Here is a 14,394-nt window from a genome sequence, read left to right on the forward strand (position 1 = left end):
TTCACTGCTTGAAACAGTGAATCCGGATTCAGAGCATGGTCTACCGTCTCACCGAAGCCCGCCTGCAGAAAGATGTGGAGCTGCGCGAACGCATCCTCCAGCTGGCCCTGGCGCGGGTCGCCGAGGGCGGTTTTGCGGCGCTGACCATGCAGGGCCTGGCCGAAGAGGTGGGCATCGCCACCGGCAGCCTGTACCGGCATTTCCGCGGCAAGGGCGAACTGGCCGCCGAAGTCTTCGCCCGCGCCAGCCAGCGTGAGGTGGACGCCCTGGCCGTCGTCCTGCGCGGCAGCGGCGGGCCCGCCGGGCGCCTGGCCCGTGGCCTGCGCCAGTTCGCCCGGCGCGCCTGGGAGAGCCGGCGCCTGGCCTTCGCGCTGATCGCCGAACCGGTCGACCCCGAGGTGGACGAGCAGCGCCTGCTCTACCGCGAGGCCTACGCCGAGCTGTTCATCGAACTGCTGGAAGAGGGCGTGCGCAGCGGCCACTTCCATTGCGGCCCCACGCCGCTGATCGCTGCCTGCCTGGTGGGGGCGATCGCCGAATCCCTGGTCGGCCCGCTGTCGCCGCCGGCCCGAGCCGCCCGCGATGCCGGGCAAGCCAGCCCTGGCCTGGAGCAAGTCAGCCAGGCCCTCGTCGATTTCTGCCTGCGCGCCGTCGGCGCGCCCCAGCCGGAGGAACAGCGATGAACCTGCACGAGTACGCCGAGACCCACGAAGTGACCAACCAGGTGCCGCCGCTGGATGGCGCCAACCTCTACCGCATCGACCTGCCGCTGCAAGAGTGGGTGCGCCGCTACGACGGCGGCTGGGCCGAGCAGCGCCTGGGAGCATACGGCGCCCTGGCCGGCGGGCCGCTGATGGCCGCCGGCTTCCTCGCCAACGAGAACAAGCCGGTGTTCAAGAGCCACGACCGCTACGGCCACCGCATCGACCTGGTGGAGTTCCACCCGGCCTACCATGAGCTGATGCGCACGGCCATCGAGCACGGCATCCCGTCCATGCCCTGGACCGACCCGCGCGCCGGCGCCCACGTCGCCCGCGCCGGCCTGAGCTACCTGCACAGCCAGGCCGAGGCCGGCACCGGCTGCCCGCTGACCATGACCTTCGCCAGCGTCCCGGCGATCCGCCTGCAGCCGGACATCGCCGAGAAATGGCTGCCGAAGATCCTCGCCAGCGAATACGACCCGCGCAACCTGCCGATCGAGCAGAAGGCCGGCGCCACCATCGGCATGGCCATGACCGAGAAGCAGGGCGGCACCGACGTGCGCGCCAACACCACGCGCGCCTACCCGGTGGGCATCCCCGGCCCAGGCCAGGCCTACGAGCTGGTCGGGCACAAGTGGTTCTGCTCGGCGCCGATGTGCGACGCCTTCCTCACCCTGGCCTATACCGACAAGGGCCTGACCTGCTTCCTGCTGCCGCGCCACCGCCCGGACGGCACGCGCAACGAGTTCTACGTGCAGCGCCTGAAGAACAAGCTGGGCAACTGGTCCAACGCCTCCAGCGAGGTGGAGTACCGCGGCGCCCTGGCCTGGATGGTGGGTGAGGAGGGCCGCGGCGTGCCGACCATCATCGAGATGGTGGCCATGACCCGCTTCGACTGCATGGTCGGCTCCAGCGCGCTGATGCGCCAGGCGCTGACCCAGGCCGCGCACCACTGCGCCTACCGCCAGGTTGGCGGCCGCGTGCTGGCCGAGCAGCCGCTGATGCAGAACGTGCTGGCCGACCTGGCCCTGGAAAGCGAGGCCGCGCTGGCCCTGACCATGCGCATGGGCCGCGCCCTGGACCACCTGCACGACGATGCAGAGGACAAGTTCGCCCGCCTGGTCACGGCGGTGGGCAAGTACTGGATCTGCAAACGCGCCCCGGCGATGATCAACGAAGCCGCCGAATGCCTGGGCGGCGCCGGCTACGTCGAAGACACCATCCTCCCGCGCCTGTACCGCGAGGCCCCGGTGAACTCCACCTGGGAAGGCTCGGGCAACGTCCAGTGCCTGGACGTGCTGCGCGCCCTGTCGAAGGAGCCGGGCGTGCTCGACGCGCTGTTCCACGAACTCGGCGACGGCCACGGCGACGCCCGCCTGGCAGCCTTCATCGGCAACCTCAAGGCCTCCTTCGCCGACACCGCCGACATCCAGTTCCGCGCCCGCCAGCTCACCGAGGACGTGGCCGTGGCCCTGCAGGCCAAGCTGCTGCTGGAAGCCGGCAACGCCACCGTCTCCGACGCCTACATCGGCAGCCGCCTGGGCGGCGGCGGCCGCGTCTACGGCACCCTGCCGCGCGGCACGGACGTCGAGGAGCTGGTGGCGCGGGCGACGCCGCATCTGGCCTGATGCCGCTGGCCGGGAGCCGCGAGGTTCCCGGCCTAGCCCGTAGGCACCTGTCTGTCGGCTGGCATCGCCAAGGACATGATTCAGTCATCCCCTTCCTGCAAATAAGCAGGCAAGATGGAGCTGATCGCTCAGACAGGAAGCCCACCATGAATGCCGAGCTCGGCGACGCTTTCGTCGTCGCCCATACCGCAGAAGAAGCGGTCGACCGCCTTGCCGCCTTGCACCAGCGCGCCACCGGGGCGCTCAGCCAGGCCTTGCGGCGCTACCTGAAGACCCGCGAGCAGCCGGGCGCCGAGGAGCGCGCGCTGTTCCGCTACCCGCAGCTGCGCCTGACCTACCTGTGCCAGGGCGAGGTGCCCTCGACCACCCGCGCCTACGCCAAGGTGCAGACGCCCGGCACCTATGCCGTGACCATCACCCACCCCGCGGCCTTTCGCAAATACCTGCTGGAGCAGCTGCGCCCGCTGATGGAAGACTTCACCGTGCGCATCGAGGTCGGCCCCAGCGAGCAGAACATTCCCTATCCCTACGTGGTGGAGCAGGGCGACGAACTGGCCGGCTCGGGCGTGACCGCCGCCGAGTTGGCGCGGGTGTTCCCTAGCACCGATCTGTCGGCCACTTCCGACGGCATCGCCGATGGCCTGTACCAGTGGGAAGGCGCCGACCCCATGCCGCTGGCGCTGTTCGACGCCGCGCGCACCGACTTCTCGCTGCGCCGCCTGGTGCACTACACCGGCAGCGACTGGCGCTGCGTGCAGCCGTGGATCCTGCTGACCAACTACCACCGCTACGTCGACCAGTTCATCCACATGGGCCTGGAGCGCCTGCACGAGGACCCGCGCTTCGTACGCATGGTGCTGCCGGGCAACGTGGTGATCGAGCGCGACATGGATCGGGGCGAGGCCAACGCCATCATCGCCGGCGTCGAGTGGCACCGCTTCCAGATGCCGGCCTACCACCTGATCGCCAACGACGGCGACGGTGTCACCCTGATCAACATCGGCGTCGGCCCGTCCAACGCCAAGAACATCACCGACCACCTGGCCGTGCTGCGCCCGCACTGCTGGCTGATGATCGGCCACTGCGGCGGCCTGCGGCAGTCGCAGACCATCGGCGACTACGTGCTGGCCCACGCCTACATGCGCCGCGACGGCATCCTCGACCGGGTGCTGCCGCCGCACATCCCGATCCCGGCGCTGGCCGAGGTGCAGGTGGCGCTGCAGGAGGCCGCGGCGCTGGTCACCGGCGAGCGCGGCGAGGCGCTGAAGCGGCGTCTGCGCACTGGCACCGTGCTGACCTACGACGACCGCAACTGGGAATTGCACTGGGCCCAGGAGCGCCCGCTGATCAACCTGGCGCGGGCCGTGGCGGTGGACATGGAGAGCGGCACCATCGCCGCCCAGGGCTACCGCCTGCGGGTGCCTTACGGCACGCTGCTGTGCGTCTCGGACAAGCCGCTGCACAGCGAGATCAAGCTGCCCGGCGCCGCCAGCGCCTTCTACCAGCGCGCGGTGAGCCAGCACCTGGCGATCGGCATCGCCGCCGTCGACCTGCTGCGTACCCAGCTCAACTCGCTGCACTCGCGCAAGTTGCGCAGTTTCGACGAGCCGCCGTTCCGTTGATCCGGCGCATGGCCACGGCCCTTTCCCGCCCGCGCGGGGAGGGCCCGTGGCAGGATGGCGCAAAGGCCGCAACCGGAGGACGCCATGGCTGAACCCCTGCAACCGACCCGCGCCGAACGCGCCGCGCGGGTACTGTCGCTGCTCGACCTGACCTCGCTGAATGCCGACGACGATATGCCGCGCATCGTCCAGCTCTGCCGTCGGGCGCTGACGCCCTATGGCGAGGTGGCGGCGGTGTGTGTCTACCCGCGTTTCGTGCATGTGGCGCGGCGTACGCTCAATGGCTTTGGTGCGCGCTCGGTGAAGGTCGCCAGTGTGTGCAACTTCCCCACTGGCGATGCGCCTTGGGCGGAGGTGGTGGAAGAAGTGCGGCGTACCCTCGCCGAGGGTGCTGATGAGATCGATCTGGTCTATCCCTGGCAGGCGCTCAAGGCTGGACGGGCAGATGGGGCGGTGGAACTGATTCGTGCCTGCAAGGCGCTTTGCGGGCCCTACCATCGGCTCAAGGTGATTATCGAAAGTGGCGAGTTGGGCGAGCCTGAGTTGATTCGTACGGCTTGTCGCGAGGCTATTGCCGGTGGCGCCGATTTTCTCAAGACCAGTACTGGCAAGGTGGCCGTGAATGCTACGCCGGAGGCTGCGCGGGTGATGCTTGAATGCATCGTGGAGGCGGGTGGCAAGATGGGCTTCAAGGCTGCTGGTGGCATTCGTAGTCTGGACGATGCCGAGGTCTACCTGGCTATCGCGCAGGAGATGCTTGGGGATGACTGGATTACATCCGAGCACCTGCGCTTCGGGGCTTCGGCGTTGCTCGATGAGCTGTTGCGCGAAATGGAGGCGTGACTTGTGTAGGAGCGAGCTTGCTCGCGAATGGTGCCTCTCTGCGATGCCTGGTGTTTATCCCGAAGAGCACCCTCTCACCAGCCCTCTCCCTGAAGGGAGAGGGAGCCGTTCGGCGTGCGCTGGCACTTCAGCACTCCCTGATGCCTCGCATAGCGCCTGATATTTCCATGAGGCACGTCTTCCACGCCGACACGGACTAGCCCCCTCGCCCTGACGGGAGAGGGAGCTGTTCGGCGTGCGCCGGTGCTTTAGCTCTCCCTGGTGCCTCGCATAGCGCCTGATTCTTCATGAGGCACGTCCTCAACGCTGGCACGGACTAGCCCCCTCTCCCTTCAGGGAGAGGGTTGGGGAGAGGGGCGGCGTTCAGGTCGGCACCAATGGTTCCGGGAGACTCCCCTCGCGAACAAGCATTAGGCCCCTTCACCACCCATCCGCCCCACCAACCACTGCTCCCCCGGCTTGGGCGCGCGGAACGCCTGGCTTTCCACGCCCTGTTCATCCCGCGCCCGGGCCAGGTCGTGGACGGGGGCGAACTGGCCTTCGTCGCTCAGGCGGAAGGTGCCGAAGTGGATGGCCATGCTGCACTGTGATTCCAGCGTGCGGTGGGCCTGCACGGCGTCGTCCGGGTTCATGTGGTGGTGGCGCATGAACCAGCGCGGTTCGTAGGCGCCGATGGGCAGCGCGGCGAAGCGCATCGGCCCGAAGCGTTCGCGGATCAGCGCGAATTCCGGGCCCAGGCCGGTGTCGCCGGGGAACAGCACGGGGCCGTCCGCCGATTCCAGCACGAAGCCCAGCCACAGGGTGCGGTTGGTGTCGTAGCGTGAGCGCGCCGACCAGTGCTGCGCCGGCACGCCGGTGAGCAGCATGCCCTCGTGCAGCGGCAGGCTCTGCCACCAGTCCAGCTCGTGCACGTCGACGAAGCCGCAGGCGCGGATCAGCTCGGCGTTGCCCAGGCCGGTCACCACCTTCGCTTGCGGGAAGCGCCGGGCCAGTTCGCCCAGGCTGCCGACGTCCAGGTGGTCGTAGTGGTTGTGGCTGACCAGGATCAGGTTGATCGGCGGCAGTTCGTCCAGGGCCAGGCCCGGCGGATGGTGGCGCTTGGGGCCGACGAAGCTGAAGGGGCTGGTGCGCTCGCACCACAGCGGGTCGGTGAGGATGTTCAGGCCGCGGTGCTGGATCAGCAGGGTGGCGTGGTTGATGTAGGTGACGCGCAGTTCCTCGCCGCTGACCTGCGCCGGGGTTTCCGGACGGCGTTCGGCGCCGGGCTGTTCGATCCAGGCCAGTTGCCTGTCGCGCTCCAGCTGCCACTTGAGGAACTCACGGAAGCCGTGGTGCGGCTTGGCGTCCAGATTGCGGAAGCGCAGGCCGTCGAAGTTCGTGCTTTGCGGACCGCTGTAGCCACCACCGAGGCGGCCGGCGAGGTTGAGCAGGGTGATCAGCCAGGGGGAGCGACGGGCCTTGGGCATGGTGGGATGCTCTGCGTGCTCTTGCGGGGGAACGGTGGCACAACCTAGCATGCCGGCCCATCCTTGTGCTGCGCCGACTCGTTGCCTTTTCACCCATGCCCCGTCCGCCTCGTCCCACTGCTCGCCGTCCCGCTCCCCGCCGCGTCGCCAAGGCGCCGCCGGAGCAGCCGCGGCTGATCCTGCTGAACAAGCCGTTCGACGTGCTGACGCAGTTCAGCGATGGCGAGGGCAGGGCGACGCTCAAGGACTACGTGCCGGTGCCTGGCGTCTATCCCGCCGGGCGCCTGGACCGCGACAGCGAGGGCCTGCTGCTGCTGACCAACGACGGCCGCCTGCAGGCGCGCATCGCCGACCCCAAGCACAAGCTGCCGAAGACCTATTGGGTGCAGGTGGAGGGTGAGCCGGACGAGGCGCAGTTGCAGCGCCTGCGCGAAGGCGTGCAGCTCAACGACGGCCCGACGTTGCCGGCCGAGGCGCGGCGCATCGACGAGCCGCAATTGTGGGAGCGGGTGCCGCCGGTGCGTTTCCGCAAGTCGGTGCCCACTGCCTGGCTGGAGCTGGTGATCCGCGAGGGACGCAACCGCCAGGTGCGGCGTATGACGGCGGCCGTCGGCCTGCCGACCCTGCGCCTGGTGCGGGTGCGCATCGGCCCTTGGGGCCTGGACGGGCTGCAGCCGGGGGAGTGGCGCGAGGTGCAGCCCTAGGGCTGGATCAGAAACCGCCTTCCAGGCCGGCGACCACGAAGGATTTGACCAGGAAGCCGAAGACGCCGAGGCCGAGGGCGAAGAACAGCACCATGGTGCCCATGCGTCCGGCCTTGGACTTCTTGGCCAGGTCCCAGACGATGAAGGCCATGAACAGGACCAGGGCGCTGACCAGCCCGTACATCATCCAGTCTTCGAAACTCTCGTTCATTGCTGCTCCTGCCCGGCGCGGGCGCTTGAGTGGGGGCCGGAAGGTCCGGCGGTCGCGAGGACGGGCGGCATTATAAGGGCTTGGTCGCCGGTTGATCAGCGCTGTTCAGAAAGTGAGCAGAATGTCCCGCGCGGGGCCGGCGACGGCCGAAGAAGTCCCGCCGCAGCGGCACTGGCGGGAAATACTCAAGCGCCGGGCGGCCCCGGCAGGACGCGGGGTGCGCGCATTTGTCGCAGCTTGCGGCCGGGGCGGCTCTTCGTAGGAGCGAGCTTGCTCGCGAATGAGCCCCGCGGCGGAGTCTGTTCGCGAGCAAGCTCGCTCCTACGAGAAGCCGTGCCTGCCCATGCGGCCGTGGTGATGGGTATCGCTTCGCTCAACCCATCCTACGAGAAGCCATGCCCGCCGCCCCATCCACGCCATTCCCCTGTAGGAGCGGGCCCTGCCCGCGATTCGCGCGCAGGGCGCGCTCCTACATTTGCCGGGTCAGCTGCGCAGGTGCTCCAGCGGCAGCTCGGTGCTGGCCATGATGTTGCGCAGCACGAAGCTCGACCGCACGCTGGTCACGCCCTCGATGCGCGTCAGGGTGCCGAGCAGGAAGTGCTGGTAGTGCTCCATGTCCGGCACCATCACCTTCAGCTGGTAGTCCGCATCCATCCCGGTGACCAGGCTGCACTCCAGCACCTCCGGGCACTGGGCGATGATCGACTGGAAGTGCTCGAAGCGCTCCGGGGTGTGCCTGTCCATGCCGATCAGGACGAAGGCGGTGAGGCTCAGGCCGAGCTTCTTGCTGTCCAGCAGGGCCACCTGGCGCAGAATGTAGCCGTCGTCTTCCAGTTGCTTGACGCGCCGCGAGCAGGGCGAGGGCGACAGGCCGATGCGTTCGGCCAGCTCCTGGTTGGAGATGCGCGCGTCGCGCTGCAATTCGGCGAGGATTCGCAGGTCGTAGCGGTCCAGTTTGTTCATTGTGGCCTCAAAAATTTATCGACTTGCATGTTTTTATACATTCTTGGTGATTTATTGCGCAATCGATAGTTTGGTGCGCAATCTTCGCAATCCGCTGTCGCTTCGCTCCCCGTAACATGGCTCCAGAAATCACGGCCCGGACCCATACGTCCACGGCGATCCGCCCAATCAGGCGAATCGCGGCCTGCCGACCCGATCGGGTCGCCCAGGCCACCGGGCTACGCACCGCCCAGAAGGTGGAGCGAGGTGAGCCGGCGCCAGAAGCGACGAGCCAGGACGAATTCCCCGAGGGGAGGTCACCGACCTCCCTTTTTTCTTGCCTGCGATTTGCCCGCCGACCTTTACCTTGACTTTACCCTGGCCCCGGGGATGCGCTGCCTGCGCGGTTGTCTATCTGTCATGCAAACGAGCGAGGTCGGCCGGCAGGCCGCTGTGAGGCATTCATGAAGTCGGGCATCTGGCGTCTGGCATCCGCTGGGCTGCTGTCACTGGCCATCGCCGGCCAGGCCTTCGCCGAAGGCCAGGGGCCCGGGCAGGACGGCCATGGCGGACAGGGTGGGCATGGTGGCGGCAATGGGGGTGGCCAGTGGCAAGGTCGCCCGCAAGGCAATCAGGGGGGCCAGTTGCAGGGCCGACCGCAAGGCAACCAGGGTGGCCAGTGGCAGGGCCGACCGCAAGGTAACCAGGGCGGCCAATGGCAGGGCCGTCCGCAAGGCAACCAGGGCGGCCAATGGCAGGGCCGACCGCAGGGCAACCAGGGCGGCCAGTGGCAAGGCCGTCCGCAGGGCAACCAGGCCAGCCAGGGGCAAGGCCGACCCCAGAACAACTGGAACGGCCAATCGCAGGGCCGTCCCGCCACCGGTCATGACGACCGCGGCTCCGACCACCGTCCGGGGAACTGGACCACCCAGTGGTCCAGCCCCAACCAGGGCGGCGGCAATGGCCGTGGGCCCGACCGTCGCCCCGGTGACTGGACCACCCAATGGCCGAGCCTCAACCATGGCGACCGTGACGACCACGGCCCCGGCCGGCCTTCCGCCGGGGGCGGCTCCTGGCAGGGCCGGCCGCCGTCCGCGCCCGGCAATGCCTGGCATGGTCGCCCGGGCGGCAACTGGGGGCCGCATCCGTCGAATTGGCGGCCGGGCTATGTGGTGGACCGCGTGCCTTCGGGCTACTACCGGGTGCCCTGGCGCGGCAGCGACTATTTCTTCAACGACGGCTACTGGTACCGCCCCCATGGCGCGCGCTATGTGGTGGTGGCGCCGCCCTATGGCGTGCGGGTGAGCTACCTGCCGTCCTACGCCGAGCAGCTGTGGTTCGGCAGCATGCTGTACTTCCTCGCCGCCGGTACCTACTACCTGTTCGACAATTCCTCGCAGACCTACGAGGTGGTGCCGCCCCCGCCGCAGGTAGCGCAGGCCCCGCTGCCGACGAGCAACCCCTACGACGTGATCGCCTACCCGATGTACGGACAGAGCCCGCAGCAGCAGGCCCAGGACCACTACGAGTGCCATACTTGGGCGGTCGGGCAGAGCGGTTTCGACCCGGCCATGGCCGGTTACGCGCCGTCGCAGCAGGCCGTGGATACCTATCGCGGCGCGCTGGGCAGTTGCCTGCAGGGGCGTGGCTACAGCATCAACTGATGGTTTCCCGGCCCACCACTTCCAGCGGGTCGGCGTGCACCAGCACCTCGGCCCGGGGGAACTCGGCGCGGATCGCCAGCACGGCCTGGTCGCACAGGGTGTGGGCCTGGGACAGGCGCATGTCGCCGGGCAGTTCCAGGTGTAGCTGGACGAACCAGCGATCGCCGGAAATCCGCGTGCGCAGGTCGTGGGCGCCGACCACCCCGGGCACCTGGCGCACCAGTTCGAGCATGCGCTCGCTGACGTCCGCCGGCAGCTCCTCGTCCATCAGCACCGCCACCGATTCGCGGGCGATGCGCACGGCGCTCCAGAGGATGTAGGCGGCGATGCCCAGGCCGAAGACCGCGTCCATCCGCGGGAAGCCGTAGTGCGCCAGCAACAGGGCGACCAGGATGCTGCCGTTGAGCAGCAGGTCGGAGCGGTAGTGCAGCGAGTCGGCCTGCACCGCCAGCGAGCCGGTGCGCTTGATGACGTAGCGCTGCACGCCCAGCAGCCCGGCGGTCAGGGCCAGCGACAGCAGCATCACCAGGATGCCCCAGCCGGTGGCGCCCAGCGGTTCGGGGTGCTGCAGGCGGTCCAGCGCCTGGGAGCCGATGAGCACCGCGCTGACCGAGATGAACAGCGCCTGGCCCATGCCCGATAGCGACTCCGCCTTGCCGTGGCCGTAGCGGTGGTCGTCGTCCGCCGGGCGCAGCGAATAGCGCACCGCCAGCAGGTTGAGCAGCGAGGCGGCGCCGTCGAGCAGGGAGTCGGTCAGGCCGGCCAGCAGGCTCACCGAGCCGCTGTGCCACCATGCCAAGGCCTTGGCCACCACCAGGGTGACTGCCACCGCCAGCGAGGCTCTGGTGGCCAGGTGCAGCAGGCGGGCGCGCTGGTTGTCCAAGTTCAGCGGGTGTCCTGGCGTTGCGGCAGGAAATAGATGTAGTCGAGTAGCGGCGCTGGCTGGCCGAGGGTGGTGAGCGCGGCGCTCATCTGCCCGCGGTGGTGGGTGCCGTGGTTGACCAGGTGCTGGACGATGTCGGCCAGGCTCTGGCGGTGGTCCTGGCCGGCCATGTTGCGGTATTCCAGCAGCTTGCCGAGGTCGCGCTCGTCCTGCCGGGCCAGCCACTGTTTCCAGCCCTGTACGCCCTCGCGGAGGAAGTCGGCCAGGGCGGCGCGGTCCGGCGCGGCCTCGCTGTCCAGGCGGGTGAACTGCCAGGTGCGGCCCTCGACGCGGTCGAGCCAGATGCGGTCGACCACCGCGAGGTGGTTGAGGGTGCCGTGCAGGCTGCCGAAGAACAGCCCGCGCGGTTCGCGGTAGGCGGCCTCGTCCAGGGGCGCGACGGCCTCGAGGATGCGTTCGTGGGCCCACAGGTGGTAGTCGAGGAGTTTTTCCAGGTGGCGCCCCAGTGCCGCGTGCATGTCAGCCCTCCAGCTTGAGCCCCAGGCTGGCCAGCTGCTGCGGGTTGCCGACGCGCTGGATCAGGCGTGGGTCGTCCAGCGGCAGGGCGCGGCCGGTCTCGCGTTCGATGATTGCCTTGAGTTTAGTCCGGTCCACCTGGCCGTCGGCGCCGACCGCCTCGTGCAGTTTCTCGGGGGCGACGGAGTATTTTTCGTCCGGCAGATAGATGGCTCCGGTGGCGAAGTCTACGCCGAAGGCGATCAGCCCCGGGATGATGTAGAACAACAGTCCGATGGCGTCGAACACGGCGATGGCCGGGTCGATGCGGCCGTCGATCTGCCCGCGGCGGTCGGGGTAGAACAGGGTGCCGCAGGCGGCCAGCTGGCTCAGCAGGGTTGCGCTGAGAACCGCGCAGGAAACTCGGGTGGCAAGACGCATCTAGGACCTCCGGAATGGGCTTCGAGCAACTATATCAATGCGGCGCAGGGGCCTCTATCGTCGGCCGCTGTTCCTTGTTGCATAGGACTGCGGCGGGCCGGCCGTGGTTCGCCGTTATAATCGCCGGTTCGTTGTTTCCGTGTGCTTAAGGGTGGATGAAATATAGCCATGAATGCCCTTCCCATCGATGCCATTCTGCCATCCCTGCGCCAGGCCCTGGGCGAGCGCCACGAGGCCGTGCTGGAAGCGCCGCCCGGCGCCGGCAAGACCACCCGGGTGCCGCTGGCGCTGCTCGACGAGCCCTGGCTGGCCGGGCAGGGCATCCTCATGCTCGAACCGCGCCGCCTGGCCGCCCGCGCCGCGGCCGAGCGCCTGGCCGCGGAGCTGGGGGAAAAGGTCGGCGAGACGGTCGGCTACCGCATCCGCCTGGACAGCAAGGTGGGGCCGAAGACGCGCATCGAGGTGGTCACCGAGGGCATCCTCACCCGCCGCCTGCAGGACGACCCGGCGCTGGAAGGCGTGGGCCTGGTGATCTTCGACGAATTCCACGAGCGCAGCCTGGACGCCGACCTGGCCCTGGCGCTGACCTTGAATGGCCGCGAGCTGCTGCGCGACACCCCGCTGAAGGTGCTGGTGATGTCCGCCACCCTGGAGGGCGAGCGGCTGTCCGCCTTGCTCGGCGGGGCGCCGGTGGTGCGCAGCGAGGGGCGTATGTTCCCGGTGGAGCTGCGTTGGGGCCGGCCCTGGCAGGTCGGCGAGTTCGTCGAGCCGCGGGTGGTGCAGACGGTGCTCCAGGCCTTGGCCGACGAGCCCGGCAGCCTGCTGGTGTTCCTCCCCGGGCAGGCCGAGATCCGCCGCGTCGCCGAGCAACTGGGCGAGGCCCTGGCCGGGCGCGACGAGGTGCTGCTGTGCCCGTTGCACGGCGAACTGGAACTGTCCGCCCAGCGCGCCGCCATCGAGCCGGCGCCGGCCGGCAAGCGCAAGGTGGTGTTGGCCACCAACATCGCCGAGACCAGCCTGACCATCGACGGCGTGCGCGTGGTGGTCGACGCCGGGCTGGCGCGGGTGCCGCGCTTCGACCCGGGCAGCGGCATGACGCGCCTGGAGACCCAGCGCATCTCCCGCGCCTCGGCCACCCAGCGCGCCGGCCGCGCCGGGCGCCTGGAGCCGGGCGTGTGCTACCGCCTGTGGTCCGAGGCGCAGCATGAGCAACTGCCGGCCTACGGAACGGCGGAAATCCTCCAGGCCGACCTCGCCGGCCTGGCGCTGCAACTGGGCCGCTGGGGCGTGGCGCCGGAGGAGCTGGCCTGGCTCGACGTGCCACCGGTGGCGGCCTACGCCCAGGCCCGCGAGCTGCTCGCGCGTCTCGGCGCACTGAACGACAGCGGCGCGCTGAACGCCCATGGCCAGGCCATGGCCGAACTGCCGGCGCATCCGCGCATCGCCCACCTGCTGCTGCGTGGCCAGGCGCTGGGCCTGGGCAGCCTGGCCTGCGACGTTGCCGCCTTGCTGGGCGAGCGCGACATCCTGCGCGGCGCCGGTGCCGACCTGCACGAGCGCACGGCGCTGCTCGCCGGAGAGTCGGCCGGCAACCGCGCCAGTCGCGGCGCAGTACAACGGGCCAAGCAACTGGCCCGGCAGTTCCGCGGCTACCTGCGTGGCAAGCCGAGCGAAGCGGTGGCCGACCCCGACCATCCACGCTGGCTGGGCGCGCTGCTGGCCTTCGCCTATCCCGACCGCGTGGCTCGCCAGCGTCGCGAGGGCGGCGGCGAATACCGCCTGGCCAACGGCCGCGCCGCGCAGTTCGGCGAGCCTGATGCCTTGATGAAGGAACCCTGGCTGGTGGTCGCCGACCTCGGCAGCCGCCAGGGCCAGCGCGAAGAACGCATCTACCTGGCCGCCGCCCTGGATGCGGCGCTGTTCGACTCGGTGCTGGCCGAGCAGGTGAGGGTGCACGACGAACTGGACTGGGACGAGCGCGAAGGCGTGCTGCGCGCCGAACGCCAGCGCAAGGTCGGCGAACTGGTGCTCAGCCGCGAGGCGCTGCCCGGCTTGGATGCCGAGGCCCGCAGCCGCGCGCTGCTCGGCCTGGTGCGGCGCAAGGGCCTGGAACTGCTGCCCTGGACCCCGGAACTGCGCCAGTGGCAGGCGCGGGTGAACCTGCTGCGCCGCCTCGATCTGGAAGGCAAGGGCGAAAGCGAGTGGCCGGACGTTAGCGATGCGGCCCTGCTGGCCTCCCTGGAGGACTGGCTGCTGCCGTACCTGGGCAAGGTCTCGCGCCTGGCCCACTTCGCCAACCTGGAGCTGCCCGGCATCCTCCACGGCCTGCTGCCCTGGCCGCTGCCGCAACGCCTGGACGAACTGGCGCCACGCACCCTGCAGGTGCCGTCCGGCTCGAGCATCCGCCTGGACTACAGCGAATTCCCGCCGGTATTGGCGGTGCGCCTGCAGGAACTGTTCGGCCTGGCCGACACCCCGCGCATCGCCGGCGGCCGCCTGGCGGTGAAACTGCACCTGCTGTCGCCAGCGCAGCGCCCGGTGCAGGTGACCCAGGACCTGGCCAATTTCTGGCGCAGCACCTACGCCGAGGTGAAGAAGGACCTCAAGGGCCGCTACCCCAAGCACTACTGGCCGGACGATCCGCTGATCGCCGAACCCACCGCACGGGCCAAGCCGCGCAAGACTTGAAAATGCCGTCTACGGCAAGCCCCGCGGGCGGTTTTCCGGCTGATTTCGAGGCGCTACGGGCGCAGCGCCGCGCAGGCCGCCTCGTCTACAATAGGCACAAACCATC

13 protein-coding genes are annotated in these 14,394 nt (G+C 69.2%); 7 read left to right on the top strand and 6 right to left on the bottom strand.

The window, feature by feature from the left end:
- Positions 1-35 precede the first annotated feature (35 nt).
- The 4 genes from ACTWJ5_RS04470 (at position 36) to deoC (ending at position 4,794) form a co-directional block, all read left to right on the top strand.
- Positions 36-683, top strand: a complete 648-nt coding sequence (locus ACTWJ5_RS04470) for a TetR/AcrR family transcriptional regulator (protein WP_116422748.1) — start codon at positions 36-38, stop codon at positions 681-683.
- On the top strand, positions 680-2,329 hold the full coding sequence (locus ACTWJ5_RS04475; RefSeq protein WP_444437533.1) for an acyl-CoA dehydrogenase family protein: 1,650 nt from the start codon (positions 680-682) through the stop codon (positions 2,327-2,329). Before ACTWJ5_RS04470 ends, ACTWJ5_RS04475 begins: the two co-directional genes overlap by 4 nt.
- 146 nt (positions 2,330-2,475) lie before the next feature.
- Complete coding sequence (gene amn, locus ACTWJ5_RS04480) at positions 2,476-3,951, top strand: AMP nucleosidase (protein ID WP_074981895.1); 1,476 nt, start codon at positions 2,476-2,478, stop codon at positions 3,949-3,951.
- Positions 3,952-4,035: 84 nt separating this feature from the next.
- Positions 4,036-4,794: a deoxyribose-phosphate aldolase gene (gene deoC / locus ACTWJ5_RS04485; RefSeq protein ID WP_444437534.1), complete on the top strand. Its 759-nt coding sequence runs from the start codon at positions 4,036-4,038 to the stop codon at positions 4,792-4,794.
- A 410-nt stretch (positions 4,795-5,204) separates the two neighbouring features.
- Here deoC and ACTWJ5_RS04490 read toward each other — a convergent pair whose 3' ends face one another.
- Positions 5,205-6,260, bottom strand: coding sequence for an MBL fold metallo-hydrolase (locus ACTWJ5_RS04490; protein ID WP_444437535.1), 1,056 nt, complete (start codon positions 6,258-6,260; stop codon positions 5,205-5,207).
- A gap of 95 nt (positions 6,261-6,355) precedes the next feature.
- On the opposite strand from ACTWJ5_RS04490, the gene ACTWJ5_RS04495 reads away from it, so the two are divergent.
- Positions 6,356-6,964 carry a pseudouridine synthase gene (locus tag ACTWJ5_RS04495; protein WP_116422742.1) on the top strand — a complete coding sequence of 203 codons (609 nt, stop codon included), beginning with the start codon at positions 6,356-6,358 and terminating at the stop codon, positions 6,962-6,964.
- A gap of 7 nt (positions 6,965-6,971) precedes the next feature.
- Here ACTWJ5_RS04495 and ACTWJ5_RS04500 read toward each other — a convergent pair whose 3' ends face one another.
- Complete coding sequence (locus ACTWJ5_RS04500) at positions 6,972-7,175, bottom strand: DUF2788 domain-containing protein (RefSeq protein ID WP_009617380.1); 204 nt, start codon at positions 7,173-7,175, stop codon at positions 6,972-6,974.
- Positions 7,176-7,658: 483 nt separating this feature from the next.
- Complete coding sequence (locus ACTWJ5_RS04505; RefSeq protein ID WP_009617381.1) at positions 7,659-8,138, bottom strand: Lrp/AsnC family transcriptional regulator; 480 nt, start codon at positions 8,136-8,138, stop codon at positions 7,659-7,661.
- A 443-nt stretch (positions 8,139-8,581) separates the two neighbouring features.
- On the opposite strand from ACTWJ5_RS04505, the gene ACTWJ5_RS04510 reads away from it, so the two are divergent.
- Complete coding sequence (locus ACTWJ5_RS04510) at positions 8,582-9,781, top strand: DUF6515 family protein (RefSeq protein WP_444437536.1); 1,200 nt, start codon at positions 8,582-8,584, stop codon at positions 9,779-9,781.
- On the opposite strand, the gene ACTWJ5_RS04515 is transcribed toward ACTWJ5_RS04510, so the two are convergent.
- The 3 genes from ACTWJ5_RS04515 to ACTWJ5_RS04525 are packed head-to-tail and all read right to left on the bottom strand — an operon-like array spanning position 9,774 to position 11,600.
- Entirely contained in the window at positions 9,774-10,664 is an 891-nt protein-coding gene (locus ACTWJ5_RS04515; RefSeq protein ID WP_370311036.1) for a cation diffusion facilitator family transporter, read from the bottom strand. The two genes, ACTWJ5_RS04510 and ACTWJ5_RS04515, sit on opposite strands and share 8 nt — an antisense overlap.
- A 2-nt stretch (positions 10,665-10,666) precedes the next feature.
- Positions 10,667-11,182: a DinB family protein gene (locus tag ACTWJ5_RS04520; protein WP_074981884.1), complete on the bottom strand. Its 516-nt coding sequence runs from the start codon at positions 11,180-11,182 to the stop codon at positions 10,667-10,669.
- Position 11,183: 1 nt separating this feature from the next.
- Positions 11,184-11,600: a polyribonucleotide nucleotidyltransferase gene (locus ACTWJ5_RS04525; RefSeq protein WP_256514227.1), complete on the bottom strand. Its 417-nt coding sequence runs from the start codon at positions 11,598-11,600 to the stop codon at positions 11,184-11,186.
- A 168-nt stretch (positions 11,601-11,768) separates the two neighbouring features.
- On the opposite strand from ACTWJ5_RS04525, the gene hrpB reads away from it, so the two are divergent.
- Complete coding sequence (gene hrpB, locus ACTWJ5_RS04530; RefSeq protein ID WP_444437537.1) at positions 11,769-14,288, top strand: ATP-dependent helicase HrpB; 2,520 nt, start codon at positions 11,769-11,771, stop codon at positions 14,286-14,288.
- Positions 14,289-14,394 lie beyond the last annotated feature (106 nt).

It is taken from the genome of Pseudomonas sp. A6 (assembly GCF_052367875.1).
Lineage (GTDB): Bacteria > Pseudomonadota > Gammaproteobacteria > Pseudomonadales > Pseudomonadaceae > Pseudomonas > Pseudomonas citronellolis.